This window comes from Myxococcus qinghaiensis (assembly GCF_024198215.1).
Taxonomy (GTDB): domain Bacteria; phylum Myxococcota; class Myxococcia; order Myxococcales; family Myxococcaceae; genus Myxococcus; species Myxococcus qinghaiensis.
The window spans coordinates 114,437-131,312 of record NZ_JAKCFA010000024.1 but is presented as its reverse complement, the minus strand read 5'-3'; the positions used below and the strand labels follow the sequence as shown (position 1 = coordinate 131,312).

Annotated in this window: 13 protein-coding genes; 10 read left to right on the top strand and 3 right to left on the bottom strand. The window is 69.2% G+C overall.

All coding sequences use genetic code 11. From position 1 onward, the window contains the following. Positions 1-38 precede the first annotated feature (38 nt). Positions 39-734, bottom strand: coding sequence for a DUF899 domain-containing protein (locus tag LZ199_RS35810; protein ID WP_253998273.1), 696 nt, complete (start codon positions 732-734; stop codon positions 39-41). A gap of 124 nt (positions 735-858) precedes the next feature. Here LZ199_RS35810 and LZ199_RS35805 point away from each other — a divergent pair, with 124 nt between their 5' ends. The 3 genes from LZ199_RS35805 (at position 859) to LZ199_RS35795 (ending at position 4,345) form a co-directional block, all read left to right on the top strand. Then, positions 859-2,079: an HTH domain-containing protein gene (locus LZ199_RS35805; protein WP_253998272.1), complete on the top strand. Its 1,221-nt coding sequence runs from the start codon at positions 859-861 to the stop codon at positions 2,077-2,079. 34 nt (positions 2,080-2,113) lie between these two features. Further along, positions 2,114-2,782 carry a Vgb family protein gene (locus LZ199_RS35800; RefSeq protein ID WP_253998271.1) on the top strand — a complete coding sequence of 223 codons (669 nt, stop codon included), beginning with the start codon at positions 2,114-2,116 and terminating at the stop codon, positions 2,780-2,782. Between the two features lie 171 nt (positions 2,783-2,953). Continuing rightward, positions 2,954-4,345, top strand: coding sequence for a glutamate decarboxylase (locus LZ199_RS35795; protein WP_253998270.1), 1,392 nt, complete (start codon positions 2,954-2,956; stop codon positions 4,343-4,345). A 50-nt stretch (positions 4,346-4,395) separates the two neighbouring features. On the opposite strand, the gene LZ199_RS35790 is transcribed toward LZ199_RS35795, so the two are convergent. Further along, complete coding sequence (locus LZ199_RS35790) at positions 4,396-5,235, bottom strand: SDR family oxidoreductase (RefSeq protein ID WP_253998269.1); 840 nt, start codon at positions 5,233-5,235, stop codon at positions 4,396-4,398. A 107-nt stretch (positions 5,236-5,342) separates the two neighbouring features. On the opposite strand from LZ199_RS35790, the gene LZ199_RS35785 reads away from it, so the two are divergent. Beyond that, complete coding sequence (locus tag LZ199_RS35785) at positions 5,343-6,254, top strand: LysR family transcriptional regulator (RefSeq protein WP_253998268.1); 912 nt, start codon at positions 5,343-5,345, stop codon at positions 6,252-6,254. Positions 6,255-6,266: 12 nt separating this feature from the next. Here the strand turns inward: LZ199_RS35785 and LZ199_RS35780 are convergent, their stop codons facing one another. Then, positions 6,267-7,739, bottom strand: coding sequence for an MDR family MFS transporter (locus LZ199_RS35780; protein ID WP_253998267.1), 1,473 nt, complete (start codon positions 7,737-7,739; stop codon positions 6,267-6,269). Positions 7,740-7,957: 218 nt separating this feature from the next. Between LZ199_RS35780 and LZ199_RS35775 the strand changes: the two genes are divergently transcribed. The 6 genes from LZ199_RS35775 to LZ199_RS35750 all read left to right on the top strand — a co-directional run bounded on the left by LZ199_RS35775 (position 7,958) and on the right by LZ199_RS35750 (position 16,799). Next, positions 7,958-8,596, top strand: a complete 639-nt coding sequence (locus LZ199_RS35775) for an SRPBCC family protein (RefSeq protein WP_253998266.1) — start codon at positions 7,958-7,960, stop codon at positions 8,594-8,596. Positions 8,597-8,782: 186 nt separating this feature from the next. Next, positions 8,783-10,825, top strand: coding sequence for an alpha-amylase family glycosyl hydrolase (locus LZ199_RS35770; protein WP_253998265.1), 2,043 nt, complete (start codon positions 8,783-8,785; stop codon positions 10,823-10,825). A 201-nt stretch (positions 10,826-11,026) separates the two neighbouring features. Beyond that, positions 11,027-12,559, top strand: a complete 1,533-nt coding sequence (locus LZ199_RS35765) for a fibronectin type III domain-containing protein (RefSeq protein WP_253998264.1) — start codon at positions 11,027-11,029, stop codon at positions 12,557-12,559. 60 nt (positions 12,560-12,619) lie between these two features. Next, entirely contained in the window at positions 12,620-13,009 is a 390-nt protein-coding gene (locus tag LZ199_RS35760) for a BlaI/MecI/CopY family transcriptional regulator (protein ID WP_253998263.1), read from the top strand. Then, complete coding sequence (locus LZ199_RS35755; RefSeq protein ID WP_253998262.1) at positions 13,006-14,619, top strand: M56 family metallopeptidase; 1,614 nt, start codon at positions 13,006-13,008, stop codon at positions 14,617-14,619. Before LZ199_RS35760 ends, LZ199_RS35755 begins: the two co-directional genes overlap by 4 nt. Before the next feature lie 344 nt (positions 14,620-14,963). Continuing rightward, complete coding sequence (locus LZ199_RS35750) at positions 14,964-16,799, top strand: erythromycin esterase family protein (protein WP_253998261.1); 1,836 nt, start codon at positions 14,964-14,966, stop codon at positions 16,797-16,799. Positions 16,800-16,876 lie beyond the last annotated feature (77 nt).

The following is a 16,876-nucleotide window of genomic DNA, read 5'->3' as shown; positions in this document are numbered from 1 at the left end:
CGCCAGGCCCGCCCATGGTGGGGCGGCGTGTCACCGGGTCAGCGGCCATACTGGTCTCGCAGGCGCACCCAGTGCATCGGCCAGGGCAGTCCGCCCTCGTCACGTCCCTTCGAGACGAGGTCGAGCACATGGTAGGCCGTGTTGATGACCTCGATGCCGCGCCCGTACGTCCCATAGGTGTGGAAGACGTCGCCGCGTTCGTCCTTCGCGAAGGCGCTGATGCCCGGCATGTCTGAGTTGGACTCCCGCAGCGGTCCGTAGTTGTAGACGGCTTCGCCGCGCTCCAATTCCTCCGGGCTGAACGACACGTTGAAGTCGAAGTTGAAGGTGTTGGCCTGGGAGGACAGCCACTTGAAGCGCCAGCCCATGCGCTGCTGGAACGCCTGCAGCTTGGGCGGGGCCGCGCGGGAGATGGCGACGAAGCTCACGTCCCGCTGCGCCAGGTGCTCGACGACTCCGTTGAAGGAGTCCGCCCAGAACGAGCAGTTCTTGCAACCCACCTCCCACTCTGGCGCGAACATGAAGTGGTAGACGACGAGCTGGCTTCGGCCCGCGAAGAGCTGCGCCAGCGTCTCCTGTCCGTCGGGGCCGTCGAACACATAGGGCTCGGCCACGCGCAGCCAGGGAAGGGCGCGGCGGGTGGCGCTCAGCTCGTCGTTCATGCGCATGAGGGCCTTCTCCCTCGCCAGCAGCTCCTTGCGTGCGGCGAGCCACTCACTCTTCGATTCCGTCATGACGGGTGTCATGTGATTCCTCCCGGGGGTTGGGACTCCAGACGTAATGGGCACGAGGCGCGGGCCGGGAGTAACAAAGGCGACGGGCTTCCCAACGCCGGTGGGGTGCTGGAGGATGCGCGGCATGGATGCGCTCGTCACCAGGGCGGCACGAGCACTTCGTGAGGGAGACCCGCTCGGTGCGCTCCAGCGTGTGGCGCTCCGGGAGGACGCACCGGCGTTGGCCCTGAGAGGGGTCGCGATGGCGCAGCTGGGCGAGTTCGCCAAGGCCACGCAGCTGTTGAGGCGTGCCGCGCGCGCCTATGGCTCCGGAGACGACCTGGCACGGGCGCGCTGTGGCGTCGCGGAGGCGGAGGTGGCGCTCGCGTCCCGCGACTTCGAAGGGGTGGACCTCCTGCTCGTCGAGGCGCTTCGAACCTTCGAACACCACGGTGACTCCGAGAACGCGCGCTACACGCGCCTGTTGCAGGCACGGCATGCCCTGGTGTTGGGTCGGGTCGAGGCGGCCGAGCAGGTGCTGGCCGGGCTCGACTCGCGCGGTGTGTCTTCGATGCAGTCGTCCCTCGCGCGGCTGCTGTCGTTCGAGGTGGCGTTGCGTCGGGGGAAGATTCACGCCGCCCGCACCGCGCTCGAACACGCCCGCGTCGCCGCCCGGCAGGCGCGCATCCCCGCGCTTGGCGCCGAGGTCGAGCAGGCGGCCCGGGTGTTGAGCATCCCCGCCGCGCGCGTCGTCGTTCGGGGCGAGGCGCGGCCCGTCATGCTCGACGAGGTCGAGTCGCTGCTCGGCTCGGAGCACCTCGTCGTGGATGCCTGCCGTCGCGTGTTCCGCTCGGGCTCGCGGGTTGTATCGCTGTCCACGCGCCCCGTGCTGTTCGCGCTCCTGCGGGTGCTGGCCGAGGCCTGGCCGGGTGACGCCTCTCGCGACGAGCTCGTCTGGCACGTGTTCGGGGCGCGGCGGGTGAATGCCTCGCATCGCGCGCGGCTGCGCGTGGAGCTGGGGCGTCTGCGCACGCAGTCGCGCGACCTGGCGGACATCCAGGCGACCCCGCGTGGGTTCGTCCTGGTTCCCCGGCGTCCGGTGGAGGTCCGGGTCCTCACTCCGCCTGTCGAGGGGGCGGGAGGGGCCGTGGTGGCGCTGCTCGCGGACGGTGAGCACTGGTCCACCTCCGCGCTCGCGCACGCGCTGGGGGCGAGTCAGCGCACCGTGCAGCGGGCGCTCGCCGCGCTGGAGGAGGCCGGACAGGTCCGAGTGCTGGGGCGTGGCCGCGCGCGACGCTGGGTGGCTCCTCCCGTCAGTGGTTTCACGACGACCTTGTTACTCCCCACCTCGACTTTCCCTGGTTAGAGCGGACCCGAGGGGCACGGGAAGGAGCGCGGACATGGACAAGACCGGGAGCGAGGTGGAGGAGACACAGCCAGCGGAGGTCCTCCGGGAGTACGGCCCGTTCGAGGGTGCCTCGCGCGTCCACGGCGTGACGTTCGACGGCGCGCATGTCTGGTTCGCCAGCGATGAGACGCTTCACGCCTTCGACCCGGTGAGTGGGGAACCCGTGCGCACCCTCGCCGTCGCGTGTGACGCGGGGACCGCCTTCGATGGGCGACATCTGTTCCAGCTTGGCGGAGGGCGCATCCGGAAGATCGACCCCGAGACGGGACAGGTGTTGAAGACGCTCCCTGCTCCGGGCAATGGCAGTGACTCGGGGTTCACCTGGGCCGAGGGCTCGCTGTGGGTGGGCGAGTATCGCGGCCGGAAGATTCATCGCATCGACCCCGAGACGGGCACCATCCTGCGCACCATTGAGTCCACCCGCTTTGTCACGGGCGTGACGTGGGCGGAGGGCGAGCTGTGGCACGGCACCCTGGAAGACGGCGCCAGCGAGCTCCGTCGGCTCGACCCGGCCGACGGCCGCGTGCTCGTCAGGCTCACGTTGCCCGAGGGGATGAGCGTCACCGGGCTGGAGTCCGACAAGGGCGACATCCTCTACGCGGGCGGCGGCACGAGCGGCAAGGTGCGCGCGGTGAAGCGGCCCCGACGCTCGCGCCGCTGAAGAGGGCCCCCGCGGGCCACACGGGGCTTCGAGACAACCCGCACCCTCCAGGTGGAGCGGGCGGCTGCCCGTCGGCCTGCCCCTCTCCCGGAGACGACGCCCTTCCGGGCGGGTGACGCCATCTCACATCCCAGTGACGCCTTCACCGTGCACCACCGCGAGGAGAGACACATGCCCCTGCATGGCAAAGATGAAGTCCGGGACCGCCTGAACGATGACGTCTACGCCTCCCCGGACCTGTCCGTCCCGATGCCGAAGTATCGCATCCCGGACGAGGAGCACAGCGCCGAGCACGCCTACGCCGTCGTGCACGACGAGCTGCTGCTGGACGGCAATTCCCGGCAGAACCTGGCCACCTTCTGCCAGACCTGGTCCGAGCCCCAGGTGCACAAGCTGATGGATGAGTGCCTCGACAAGAACATGATTGATAAGGACGAGTACCCGCAGACCGCCGAAATCGAGACGCGCTGCGTGAACATGCTCGCCGACCTGTGGCACGCGCCGCACGCGGCCAACACCATGGGCTGCTCCACCACTGGCTCCAGCGAGGCGGCGATGCTGGGCGGACTCGCGCTCAAGTGGCGCTGGCGCAAGCGGCGCGAGGCGGAAGGCAAGCCCACCGACAAGCCCAACCTCATCTGCGGGCCGGTTCAAATCTGCTGGCACAAGTTCGCGCGCTACTTCGACGTGGAGCTGCGCCAGGTGCCGCTGGCCCAGGGCTGCATGGTGATGACGCCCGAGGAGGTGCTCAAGCTGTGCGACGAGAACACCATCGGCGTCGTGCCCACGCTGGGCGTCACCTTCAACCTGCTCTACGAGCCGGTGCAGGAGATCGCCGCCGCGCTGGATGGCCTCCAGAAGCGCACCGGGCTGGACATCCCCATCCACGTGGACGCGGCCAGCGGCGGCTTCCTGGCGCCCTTCATCCACCAGGACGTCGTCTGGGACTTCAAGCTGCCGCGCGTGAAGTCCATCAACGCCTCCGGCCACAAGTTCGGCCTCACGCCGCTGGGCTGCGGCTGGGTGGTGTGGCGCGACAAGGAAGACCTGCCCGAGGAGCTCATCTTCCGCGTGGACTACCTGGGCGGCGAGATGCCGACCTTCGCGCTGAACTTCTCGCGGCCGGGCGGGCAGATTGTCATCCAGTACTACAACTTCCTCCGGCTGGGGCGGGAGGGCTACCGGCGCTTGCAGCAGTCGTGCTCGGACACGGCGAACGTCATCGCGAAGGCCATTGAGCAGATTGGCCTGTTCGACATCGTCTACGACGGCCGGGGCGGCGTGCCCGGCGTGTGCTGGAAGCTGAAGGACGGCACGAATCCGGGCTTCACCCTCTACGACCTGGCGGACCGGCTGCGTGAGCGCGGCTGGCTGGTGCCCGCGTACCCCATGCCCGCCAACCTCGAGGACCTGGTGGTGCAGCGCGTGCTGGTGCGCCACGGCGTCAGCAGGGACCTGGCCACGCTGCTGGTGACGGACCTCATCGCCTGCATCGAGCACTTCAAGCGCCACCCGGTGAGCGCGCCGATGACGCGGGAAGAGGCGTCCGGCTACCACCACTGAGCGACTGTGGGCGGGAGCGTGTCGCGACGGGCACGCTCCCTCCCCTGTTTCTACGGTGCGTCGTGGCGCTGGAGGAACCGGGTGCGCATGAAGTCGATGTACCGCGCCTCGGAGGTCTCTCGACGGGCCTGGACGAGCGGTTCGATGTCGCGCGTCGCCACGTAGCGCAGCCGGTCCGTGCCGTCGGTGGCGGCGTCGTAGATGGCCTGGGCCACGTCCTCGGACGAGGCCAGCCGGGTTGCGCGCAGCTTCGCGAAGATGTCATTCACGCCGGAGACGAAGGAGGCGTAGTCCGGGGGCGGGGTGGCGCGGCCCGCCTCGGCGCCCAACCGGTCGCCGAACTTCGTGGTGGTGACGCCGCCGGGCTCGATGATTTTCACGACGATGTTCTGCGAGAGCAGCTCGTAGGAGAGCGCCTCGGAGAAGCCCTCCAGCGCGAACTTGCTGGCGCAGTAGAGGGAGAGCATCGGCAGGGTGAAGACGCCGGCCCCCGAGCTGATGTTGAGGATGACGCCGGCCCGGTTCTTCCGGAAGTGCGGCAGCAGGGCCCGCGTCACCTCCATCACCCCGAAGACGTTGACGTCGAACTGCTCCTGGACCTTCTCGCGGGGAATCGACTCGAACACGCCGAAGAGGCTGAAGCCCGCGTTGTTGATGAGCGCGTCGATGCGCCCGAAGCGGTCGATTCCGGCGGCGATGGCTTCGTTGATGCTCTCCGGCTCCTGGACGTCCAGCCGAGTGACGAGCACGTCGTCCAGCCGGTTCAGCTCCGTCTCCGAGGCGGGCGTCCGCATCGTCGCGACGACGTTCCACCCGTTGCGCGCGAACAGGCGCGCGGTGTCCTTGCCGAAGCCCGAGGACGCTCCAGTGATGAGTACGGTCTTCTTCATGGCTCTTGCTCCCACCCGTGAAAGTTCCTGGGTGAGGGCAATGTAGCGGCGGCTATTGTTGAGGCCATCCACTGGAACCGGCATGCCTTGATGCAGGAATTCGAACAATGCCCAAAGCGGGTCTCACCGAGCTGAACGCCGTCGTCGCCGTCTCGCGCCACAAGAGCTTCCGCAAGGCGGCGGCCGAGCTGGGCATGTCTCCGTCCGCGCTGAGCCACGCCATCGCCACGCTGGAGGCGCGCATGGGCGTGCGACTCTTCAACCGCACGACGCGCAGCGTGTCGCTCTCCGAGGCCGGGCAGCGGTTCCTCTCACGCGTCCAGCCCGCGCTGCGGGAAATCTCCGAGGCGATGGAGAGCGTCAACGAGCTGCGCGACTCTCCCACGGGCACGCTGCGCTTCAACACCTCCGAGGGTGCGGCCCAGCAAATCCTCACGCCCATCCTCCTGGAGTTCCTGGAGCGCTACCCGAGCATGCGCGTGGAGGTGGTGACGGACGGGAAGCTGGTGGACATCGTCGCCGGGGGCTACGACGCGGGTTTCCGGCTGTCGGATGCCGTGCCCCAGGACATGGTCCGTGTCCCCTGTGGCCCGCCCCAGCGCTTCGTCGTCGTCGGCGCTCCCGCCTACTTCCGGCGCCATCCCAAGCCCACGACACCCCACGAGCTGACCGAGCACGACTGCGTGCGCTACCGCTTCGGCAGCGGCGCGTACTACCACTGGGAGTTCGAGAAGCGGGGACAGGCGCTGTCCGTGGAAGTCACGGGCCGGCTCTCGCTCGACAACGCCAACCTGATGCGGGAGGTGGCCTTGCAGGGCAGGGGACTGGCCTATGTCACCGAGTGGGCCGTGAAGGCGGACCTGGCGGCGGGACGGCTGGTGCGCGTGCTGGAGGACTGGACGCCGCCGTTCCCTGGCCTCTGCCTGTACTACCCGAGCCACCGGCTGGTACCCGCGGGCCTGCGCGCGTTCATCGGCGTGGTGCGCGAGGTGGCCGCGAAGTCGAAGCGCGGCGGGTAGGGCGCGCGCGCTTCAGTGCTGCGCGACGGTGGCCTCGGCGGGGACGGGCGTGCCGGCGTTGCGCTGGACGCGGGGGAAGAACAGGCCCGCGACGAAGGCTCCCACCGTGAAGAGGCAGATGAGCCAGAAGTTCACGGTCAGCCCCGACGTCAGCGCGCCGCTCAGGGTCCTCAGCATCCCCTCCGGAACGGCGGAGTGGCCGTGCTCGGGGCTGAGCAGCGCGTTGGCGGCCTCGATGGGAATGTGCGGGTCCGCCAGCAGGCGCGACACCATCACTCCGCCCATCAGCCCCACGCCCAGCACGCCGCCGATGGTGCGGAAGAACATGTTGCTGGCGGTGGCCACACCGCGCAGCTCCCAGCCCACGCTCGTCTGCACCGCGATGAGCAGCGCCGTGGACGCGAAGCCCAGGCCGATGCCGAACAGCGCCATCGACACCTGGAGCGCGAGCAGGGGTGCGTCCTGCTTGAGCAGGAGCGCCATCAACGTCGTTCCCACCACCGTCAGCCCCAGCCCTCCGACGATGAGCGGCCGGAAGCCCACGCGCAGCAGCAGCTTCCCCGCGAACACCGCCGCCAGCGGCCAGCCGACAATCATCGGCGTAATCATCCCGCCCGCCACCGTGGCCGAGCTGCCCAGCACCGCCTGCACGTACAGCGGCACGTACGTCGTCGCTCCGAACATCGCCGCGGAGAAGAGCGCTCCGGCGATGGAGGAGATGGCGATGGCGGGGGACTTGAAGATGGCCATGGGGATGACGGGCGCGGCGGCCCGAAGCTCCACCTGCACGAAGGCCACCAGCAGCACCAGCGCGGCCGGCAGGGCCCACAGGTTCATGCCCACGCCCTGCACGCCGAACAGCAGCGCCACCACGCCCGCGCACAGCAGCGCCGCGCCCGCGTAGTCCAACTGCTGCGGCTTGCGCTGCACCCGCTCGTGGAAGAAGGTGACGATGAGCACGAAGGTCAGCATCCCCACCGGCACGTTGATGAAGAAGATCCAGTGCCAGCTCAGGTACTTCACGATGAGCCCGCCCGTGAGGGGGCCCACCAGTCCCGCCACGCCCCACACCGCGCTGAAGGCCCCCTGCACCCGGGCCCGCTCCTCCATCGTGTACAGGTCTCCAATCATGGTGAGCGCCACCGGCTGGATGGCCCCCGCGCCCAGGCCCTGCAGTGTCCGGAAGGCGATGAGCATCCCCATGGTGGACGCCAGCCCGCTGGCGATGGAGCCCGCGAGGAACAGCCCGATGCCGAACAGGATGATGGGCTTGCGACCGTACAGGTCCGCCAGCTTCCCGTAGATGGGCACCGTGATGGTGGAGGACAGCATGTACGCGGTGAAGACCCACGCGTAGCTCTGGATGCCACCCAGCTCTCCCACCACGGTGGGCATCGCGGTGGACACGACGGTCACCTCCAGGGCCGCCATGAAGAGACTCAGGGCCAGGGCCACGGTGGTGAGGGGACGGTGGGTATTTCGCATGGTGTCCGGCGTCGAAGAGGCCGCCCACTTCTAATGGGAGCCCTCCGGAGGTGCCAGCATCAATCATTCCGCGTACTTGGAAAGACCAGGAAAATCGCAAACCCCGTGTCGATCTGAGGGGTCCTCATTCGTCGCCGCTGCAGAGCGGCGATTGAGCGCTCGGTGCATGGCCCGGGGGGGCCCGACGTATCCATCCTTTTGAACGTCCGGGAGTTTTCATGAAGAGGACATCAGGCATCGTCTCGATGGTCGCCGTCGTCGTGTTGCTCGTCGCCATCAGCCAGCGGCCCGGCACGTTCCGGGTCGAACGCAGGGCGAACATCCAGGCACCCGCCGAGGTCGTCTTCGCGCTGGTGAACGACTTCCAACACTGGGAGCAGTGGTCGCCCTGGTGGAAGCTGGAGCCCACCCAGCAGGTCTCCTTCGAGGGCGCGTCCTCGGGTGTGGGCGCCGTCTACGCGTGGCGGGGCGAGCGGACGGGTTCGGGGCGGATGGAAATCGTGGAGAGCCGCCCGAACACCTCCGTGCGAATCCGGCTCGACTTCACCGTGCCCATGCGGGCCACCAACACCACCGAGTACCTGCTCACCCCCACCGACGAGGGCGTGACGCTGACGTGGGTGATGACCGGGGAGAACACCTTCGCCGGCAAGGCCCTGCAGCTCTTCGCCAGCATGGACGAGGTGATGGGCCGGGACTTCGAACGGGGCCTGGCCGACCTCAAGAGCGTGGCGGAGGCCCGGCGCGGTGTCTCCGCCCCTTCCGTGGGTGAGGCCGGGTTTCACGGAGACGCCCTCAACCGCGACGCCGCCCCGGACGTCGTCGTCGCCCGGGACCCGCACTTCCCGCACGAGTAGCGCCCGGTCGGGTGGGAGTCAGTCCCACGATGTGGGGCGCGCGGATATCAGCCGTGGATAACGTGTATTTGTTTTCAGGTTGATGCTGTTTCAGCGGGCTCCGGCAGTGGCTGTCACATGCCTCAAGCAACCTCGAGGGCGTGTGCTCGATACTGATTCTGGATTTCTCCAGACAACGGCCGAGCCATGCCCACCCGGATTCCCCCACCGAGCCGTCCCGCCTCTTCCTCCACGTCCCGTTCCACCGAGTCCGAGTCGCCGCGTCCCGCGTCCAGTGGGAAGGCGGCTGGCGCGCGCGGGCCGGCGGTGAAGGACTTCTTCGACGACGTCCGGCAGACGCGCAACGCGGAGGCGCGGCGTGCTCCGGCGGACCATGGGCCCGCGGGGAGAGACCTGGTCCGCAAGGATGGGAGCCTCGTCGCCGAGCTGCCCCGGGCCACCGCCGTCCCCATGCCGTCCCAGCCCTCCAGCCGTCCGGGCATGGGCGCCATCCCCTACGACGGAGGCACGACGTTCCGCGTCTGGGCGCCCAACGCCCAGCGGGTGCAGGTGGCCGGTGACTTCAGCAACTGGGAGTCGGTGGAGCTGAAGCGCGAGCCGAGCGGCAACTTCTCCCTGGACGTCCCCGGCGCGAAGGCCGGCGAGCAGTACCAGTACGTCATCCAGGGCAAGCACGGCGACTGGCGCTGGAAGGGAGACCCGCGCGCCAACGACGTGACGAACTCCACGGGCAACTCCGTCATCGTCGACCACAAGTCCTACGAGTGGAAGCACGACTGGGAGTTCAAGATGCCGGCCTGGAACGAGGCGGTCATCTACGAGATGCACGTGGGCACGTTCAACGACTCCCCTGGCTGGGGCCCCGGCAACTGGCAGAGCGCCATCGACAAGCTGGACCACCTGAAGGATTTGGGCATCAACGTCGTGGAGCTGATGCCCTCGGCGGAGTTCGCCGCCGACTTCAGCTGGGGCTACAACCCCGCGTTCCCCAACGCGCCGGAGAGCGCCTACGGCAGCCCCGAGGACCTCAAGCGCTTCGTGGACGAGGCGCACAAGCGCGGCATCGGCGTGGTGATGGACGTCGTCTACAACCACCTGGGGCCCAGTGACCTGCCCCACTGGGACTTCGACGGCGAGACGTACGGCAAGGGCGGCAGCTACTTCTACACGGACTGGCGCGCGAAGACGCCGTGGGGCGACACGCGCCCGGACTACGGCCGCCCGGAGGTGCGCGACTACCTGCGCGACAACGCGATGATGTGGCTGCGCGACTACCACATGGACGGCCTGCGGCTGGATGCCACCAAGGAAATCAGACAGGCCAGCGGCGCGGACAACCCGCAGGGCTGGCAGTTGCTCCGGGACATCAACGACGCCGTCAACCGCGAGTTCCCGCAGAAGATCATCATCGCGGAGGACCTGGGCAACGAGGGCGGCCTCACGCATCCGGATGGCGCCAACTTCGACACCCAGTGGGACTCCAACTTCGTGCACCCGGTGCGCACGGCGCTGACGGCCTTCTCCGACGCGGACCGCGACATGAACGCCGTCGCCCGCGCGATTGGCTTCAAATACAACGGCAACGCCACCCAGCGTGTCATCTACACCGAGAGCCACGACGAGGTGGCCAATGGCAAGCAGCGGCTGCCCAGTGAAGTGGGCGGCTGGGATTCCGGGGGCTACCACGCCAAGAAGCGCTCGCTCATCGGCGCCGCGCTGACGATGACAAGCCCTGGCATTCCCATGCTCTTCCAGGGCCAGGAGTTCCTCGAGGACGGCCACTTCCAGGACGGCGACCCGCTCGACTGGCAGAAGAAGGAGTCCTTCGCCGGCATCAACCAGGCGTACACGGACCTCATCAAGCTGCGGCGCAACTGGAACGACAACACCGCGGGCCTGCGTGGGGAGAACGTCAACGTCCACCACGTGAACAACAATGACAAGGTCATCGCCTTCCACCGCTGGGACAAGGGCGGGCCGGGCGACGACACCATCGTCGTCGTCAACTTCGGCGGCAAGCAGCTCTCCGACTACGAGCTGGGCCTGCCCTCCGACGGCACGTGGAAGGTGCGCTACAACAGCGACTGGCAGGGCTACTCCGGCGACTTCGGCAACGCGCAGAGCTTCGACGTGGGCGGCAAGTGGAACGGCAAGGACGGCCTGCCCGCCAGCGGCTCCCTCAACAACCTGGGCCCCTACAGCGTCGTCATCCTGTCGCGGGACAAGTAGGCCTTCACCCGGCGCCCCAAGGGCCGTGGCCACCGGTAGCCTGTAGCGCTGTCGCCTCACGTGCGGTGCCCGGAGCCAGCGGTCTCCATCCTGGACGCGCCCCGCAGCGACACCGTGGGGCGCGTCCCGTCACTTGAGCGACAAGGGGGAGGAACCCCTGGGCAATGTCGTGCCCGCCCCGCATCCGGCACAACCGTCGCCATGGTGGGAAACACGTTGGTGGTGGTGGCGCGCCCGGAGTGGGTGTCGGGCGGTAGACCTTCGTGGTCGACCTTCAAGGTGACGTTGCTGAACCTGTCGGACGAGGTGGTGGTCAATCCCGTCATCTCGTTCAAGGTGGGAGCGGGACAGGTCCTCCAGAACAACTACGGCCTGGTCTGGAGTCGCAGCGGAGAGGTTGTGTCCGGCACCCTGGTGTCCGAGCGCAACGTCATCCCGCCGCGCGCCGCGAGCGAGTTCCGGCTGTCGGTGCGGGGCCAGGCCCAGGGCCGGCTTCCCTTCGACTTCACCGTCAACGGGCGCCCCGCGGACCCGCCGCTCGACACCGAGCCGCCCACGACGCCCAAGCGGGTGCACGCCACGCTGGTGGGCTCCCGGCTCATCACCGTGGGGTGGGACGCGTCCACGGACAACGTCGCCGTCGCGGGCTATCGCGTGACGTACTCGAAGCAGGGCGGTGGCGAGGCCTGGACGCTCATGACGAGCCGGCCGGCCATCACCTTGATGGGCTTGTCAGCGGGGTGCGAGTACCGAGTCTCGGTGGTGGCGCTGGACCTGGCCGACAACGCCTCGGCGCCCTCGGAAGTCGTGAAGGTCCGCACGGCGGCGGCGCTGCCGGACGCGGGGGACTGGGACGTGCCCCGGGCTCCCTTCGTGGACTACACGGCGTGGCCCACGCCTCGCGTGTCCGCGTACGCAAGGCAGTCCGGCCTCGACGGCGTCTTCCTCGGCTTCCTCGCCGTGCGGCCGGCCGGTGACAGGTCGGCGTCCTGGGGCGGAAGCACCCTGCTCGTGGACTCGGAGGATGGCCAGACGTACGCGGGGGACGCGACGGTCTCCGACTACGGCAAGTTGGATTTGGACGACTTCCGGCGCGGCGGCGGCACGGTGGTGCTGTCCTTTGGCGGTGCGTCCAACGTGCCCCTCGAAGCCGTGGAGACGGACGTGTCCAGGCTCGTCACGACCTACGCGGCCGTCTTGCGCAACTACGGCGTGCGCCACCTGGACTTCGCCTTCGAGGGCGCCTTCCTCCACGACGACGAGGGCCAGGTGCGGCACCTGGCGGCCCTCTCCCAGCTGCTCTGCGTCCATCCCACGTTGAAGCTCTCCTACACGCTGCCCGTCGCAGGTGCGCCGGGCGCACTGGCCGGGTTCAACGACGGGGGCGTGAGGTTCCTCCAGCGGCTGTCCTCCGCGGGCCTCGAACCGGCGCTCATCAATGGGCGGATGATGGAGTTCGGACCTTCGGCGCCTTCGGACGTCCTCGAGTGCTGTCTGCATGCGCTGCGGGGCATGCACGCGCATGTCGCCGCGGCCTTCCCTCAATGGGATTCGGACAGGGTCTGGCGGCGGCTGGGCGCCTGTCCTTTGTTCGGCCGCCACCCGGATGGCAGGGAGTTCACCCCGGAGCATCAGCGCGGACTGGAGGCCTTCGCGCGCGAGCATGACCTGGGCTGCGTGTCGGGCTGGGGGCAGGGTGCGAAGAGCCCCGGCACGGAGCGCGCCACGGGGTAGCGGTGACGAAGTACGACGCTCGTCGTTGACAACATACGATTGCAGTCGTACTTTGGCCGCATGACGACGGATGCCATTCCCACGGAAGTGGAGCTCGCCATCCTTGGTGTGCTCTGGAAGCGCGGTCCGAGCACCGTGCGAGACGTGCACGAGGCGCTCGGACGCGAGGACGGCAAGAGCGCGGGCTACACCACCACGCTCAAGCAGCTCCAGGTGATGTCGGCCAAGGGGCTGGTGAGCCGTGACGAGAGCGCGCGCAGCCACGTGTACGCCGCGAGCGTCGCGGAGGCCCGCACCAAGCGCCAGCTGGTGAAGGACCTGCTGGACCGCGTCTTCGGCGGCTCCTCGGGCGCGCTCGCCGTGCAGGCGCTGTCGCTCAAGCCCGCCTCGAAGGAGGAACTGGAAGACCTTCGCCGGCTGCTGGATGAGGACAAGGGGAGCAAGCGATGAGCCCCGCCTGGCTGATGGAGGAGTGGGGGCGCGCGGTGGCCCTGTGGCTGGCTCATGGCGTGTGGCAGACGAGCGTCATCGTCCTCATCACGGGTGTCGCGCTGTGGTTGCTGCGGCACCGCTCGGCGCGCGCGCGTTATGCCGTGGGGTGTCTGGCTTTGGCCGCGCTGGTGCTCGCGCCCGTGGCCACGCTGGTGCTGTCCTCTCCGGCCTCCACCCCCGTGGCGCGGGCGCTGGTGGCGGCGCAGAGCGAGCGCCCGACGTCCATCGTCGTGGACTCCCAGCGGCTCGCGGGGGGCGCCCTGCCGAGCCCGTCTTCCCGGGCGATGCCGGAGCCCGCGCCGGAGTCCTTCCTCACGCGCTGGCCCCTCGTGTTGGGCGGGCTCTGGCTCGGCGGCGCATGTGTGGCATTGCTGCGCCTGGTCCTGGGCTGGCGGCGGCTGACGCGACGGCTGGTGCGGCCCGCGGCGCCCGCCTCCTCGGCGCTGAGTCTGCTGGTGTCGCACGTCGCCGGGCAGCTGGGCCTGCGTCGCGCGGTGAAGGTGCTGGAGTCCGCCTTCGCGCCGTCTCCGCTGGTGTTGGGGGTGGTGCGCCCGGTGCTCGTGCTCCCGCGCGGCATGCGTGAGCGGCTCTCCCCGGCGCAGCTGGAAGCAGTGCTGGCGCACGAGCTGACCCACGTGCGGCGCCACGACACCGTCGTCAACTTCGTGCAGTCCCTGGTGGAGGTGCTGTTCTTCTTCCACCCCGCGGCCCGCTGGTTGTCCGCCCAGGTGCGGCTGGAGCGCGAGCACTGCTGTGATGACGCGGCGGTCGGCTTCTGCGGCAACGCGCGGCTGTACTCCAGCGCGCTGTTGGGGCTGGAGGAGCTGCGGCAGGAGGGCCCGGTGGTGGCGCTGGGCGCGGGCACCCAGCCCCTGGCGGAGCGGGTGCGGCGGATGCTCGGGCAGGCGCCACGGCGCGAGGTGCCTCGCAAGGCGCGACTGGCCGGCCGTGTCGGCGTGGTGCTCGCGGTGCTGGTGGCCTCCGGCGCGGCCTGGGCGTGGGAGGTGCCCGAACCGCTGTCCACACCCGCGCAGCCGAGGGCCGGGCTCTCGGCGGCGGTGTGCTCGCGGGCTGTCTACCCGAAGGACTTCACCGCCATCACGACCCACGAGAGCGGTGGGAGGACCATCCGCAACCGCATCTCCGTCTCCCGCTGCGGTCGCATCCGCCTGGAGGCCGAGAATGGCCGTGCCCGACTGGTGATGCTCTATGACGTCAACAGCCGGGAGCGGGTGTCCCTGGATGTCAGGGAGCGCGACTACTACGTGATGCCCCATCCGGGAGACCTGGGGCTGCCGCTGCACCTTCCGGGCGGCTGCTCGGAGCGTCAGACGGACTGCCAGCTCCAGGGGGAGGAGGTCGTGGAGGGACGACTCACGCGCCGGTGGCGCCGCGTCCATGCGCCGCACGACACGGTGACGCAGTGGGTGGACGCGGAGCTGGGCTACGCCATCCGCGAGGAGTCCGACCTCTTCGGCACCCTGCGCGTCTCCAACATCCAGTTCATCGAACCGGACGCCACGCGCTTCGTCATCCCAAGCGACTACCAGGAGAACGTCTCGCCGTAGCGTTCGCCGTCGACGGTCCGCGACACCCGGACGCTGGAGCGTGGGAGCGTGGCTCCCCGCTTCGGCTCCGTTCCCTCCCGAGCACGTGAGCGCCGCCGCCTTCGGGGTGAGCGCGCCGATGCCAGGTGGGCGCATCGCCCCCTCCATTCCGATGTCCCTTCACGGCGGATGTGCCGGGCCTTCCAGGCCCGGTGCGTCCCGGCCGAGCACCCGTCGTCCACCCCGAGGTCCGCGTGAAAGTCCTTCGTCTGTTGTGGCTCGTGCTTCCACTCGCGTGCGCCAGCTCCGGCGCTCCGCGTGTTCCCTCTCCTGCGGCCGCTCCCGTCGACAAGGTGGCCCCCGCCGTGACGACCGCCACGGTGGAGGGCCAGGTCCAGAGCGCTGCTCACACACCCGTGGAGGGCGCGGTGGTCGCGCTCATTCCCGCGCGTGAGGACTGGAATCCGGACCGCTCACCTCCCGCGGCCCGCATGCGCACGGGGCCGGATGGCCGCTTCCACTTCGACGGCCTGCCTCCTGGTGAGTACGGCCTCACCGTCAGCGCGACGGGCCACGAGGCGGCCTTCCTCATGGACGTGAAGCTCGCGGCAGGCGCTTCCCCGCGTCGACTCGAGGTGGTGCTCGCCCCCTCCGCGCACGTCCTCCGGGGCGTCGTGAAGTCGGAGTCGGGCAAGCCCGTCGCGGGCGCCTGGCTGCACCTGGGCCGCTACAGCGACTTCCTGGGGGACATGCTCTACGTCCAGGCGGATGCGCGCGGGGCCTATGAGGTGGCCCTGCCCGTCGGCGGGTATGGGGTGGCCCTCCTCTCCGAGGGCTTCATGCCCACCGGGCGAGACCTGCAGGTCTCCGCCGAGAGGTCGGTGACGGACCTGGACTTCACCCTGCGGCCGCTGCCCGAGAGCTCGCCGCCCTCCGCGGAGGTCGTGTCGTGGGTGAAGCAGTCGCTGGTGCCTCTCGCCACCGTGGAGGCGGGCCATGGGTTCGCCGACCTGCAGCCGCTGAAGCAGGTGCTCGGCGGAGCCCGCGTCGTCGCCCTGGGGGAGGCGACCCACGGCACCCGCGAGTTCTTCCAGCTCAAGCACCGGATGCTGGAGTTCCTCGCCACGGAAATGGGCTTCACCGTCTTCGCCATCGAAGCCAGCTTTGGAGACTCGCTCGCGCTCAACGAGTACGTCCTCACCGGCAAGGGGGACCCGGCGAAGGGACTCGCGGGCCTGGGCTTCTGGACCTGGGACACCGAGGAGGTGCTGGCCCTCATCCGGTGGATGCGGGCCTACAACGCGGACCCGAGCCATCCGAGGAAGCTCAAGTTCTACGGCGTGGACATGCAGGGCACCGCTGCCTCCGCGCGGGCCCTCGTCGACTTCTTCGAGCAGGAGGACCCAGCCTTCCACCAGCGCCTGCTCGGACCCATGGCGCCGTTCCTCGACGAGAAGAAGGGCCCCGAGGCGCGCTCGGTGGAGACCGGGAAGCAACTCGCCGGACTCGTCGCGGAGGTCGACGCCCGCTTGCGGCGGCTGCCCGTCCGGAAGCGCTCGGAGAATGCCCGGGCCCTGGCAGCCCGCCACGCGCGCGTGCTGGGCCAGCTCGCCGAGGTTGTCGTGGCCCCGCTTTCGAGCAATGACCTCAGGGACCGGGCGATGGCGGAGAACGCGCGCTGGGTTCTGGAGCACGAAGGCCCTGAGGCCCGGATGGTGCTCTGGGCGCACAACGGCCATGTCGGCACCTCGGACCGTGGCGGCTCTCTGTCCATGGGCCAGCATCTGCGCGAGGCCCTGGGCTCACGGATGTATGTCTTTGGCTTCGTCTTCAACCAGGGCTCCTTCCAGGCCGTGCACCTGCCGAGCGAGCCGAACGAGCCGCGACGGGGCGTCATTCCCCACACCGTCCCGCCCGCGGAAATCGGCTGGCTCGATGGAACCCTCGCGCGGGCACAGGTGTCGGCGTTCGCCCTGGATTTGCGAGGCCTTCCCCAGGAAGGCAGCGTGTCTGATTTCTTCGTGCAGCCCCGGTACACGCGCAATTACGGGGCCGTCTTCAGCAAGGACATCCAGCCCCGGGTCGTCCGGGCCGCCGGGGCGTATGACGGGCTGCTCTTCGTGGACCACACCCAGGCGGCAATCCCCACTCCCACGGGACGGCGCCTTCCTCCGGGGCAGCAGGCCCAGGGAGCTCCTTGAGCCGGGTGTTTTCGCCGCCATGTCTCGCTTTTCGTAAGACATTCCTGGAGCACACCCGTTGATGCGGTGAGTGGAGC

Bases quoted from the DNA above. Each gene is read 5' to 3' on its own strand.
- LZ199_RS35765 (WP_253998264.1), top strand. From the start codon at position 11,027: ATGGTGGGAAACACGTTGGTGGTGGTGGCGCGCCCGGAGTGGGTGTCG.
- LZ199_RS35755 (WP_253998262.1), top strand. From the start codon at position 13,006: ATGAGCCCCGCCTGGCTGATGGAGGAGTGGGGGCGCGCGGTGGCCCTG.
- LZ199_RS35760 (WP_253998263.1), top strand. From the start codon at position 12,620: ATGACGACGGATGCCATTCCCACGGAAGTGGAGCTCGCCATCCTTGGT.
- LZ199_RS35800 (WP_253998271.1), top strand. From the start codon at position 2,114: ATGGACAAGACCGGGAGCGAGGTGGAGGAGACACAGCCAGCGGAGGTC.
- LZ199_RS35780 (WP_253998267.1), bottom strand. From the start codon at position 7,739: ATGCGAAATACCCACCGTCCCCTCACCACCGTGGCCCTGGCCCTGAGT.
- LZ199_RS35790 (WP_253998269.1), bottom strand. From the start codon at position 5,235: ATGAAGAAGACCGTACTCATCACTGGAGCGTCCTCGGGCTTCGGCAAG.
- LZ199_RS35805 (WP_253998272.1), top strand. From the start codon at position 859: ATGGATGCGCTCGTCACCAGGGCGGCACGAGCACTTCGTGAGGGAGAC.
- LZ199_RS35795 (WP_253998270.1), top strand. From the start codon at position 2,954: ATGCCCCTGCATGGCAAAGATGAAGTCCGGGACCGCCTGAACGATGAC.
- LZ199_RS35810 (WP_253998273.1), bottom strand. From the start codon at position 734: ATGACGGAATCGAAGAGTGAGTGGCTCGCCGCACGCAAGGAGCTGCTG.
- LZ199_RS35775 (WP_253998266.1), top strand. From the start codon at position 7,958: ATGAAGAGGACATCAGGCATCGTCTCGATGGTCGCCGTCGTCGTGTTG.
- LZ199_RS35770 (WP_253998265.1), top strand. From the start codon at position 8,783: ATGCCCACCCGGATTCCCCCACCGAGCCGTCCCGCCTCTTCCTCCACG.
- LZ199_RS35785 (WP_253998268.1), top strand. From the start codon at position 5,343: ATGCCCAAAGCGGGTCTCACCGAGCTGAACGCCGTCGTCGCCGTCTCG.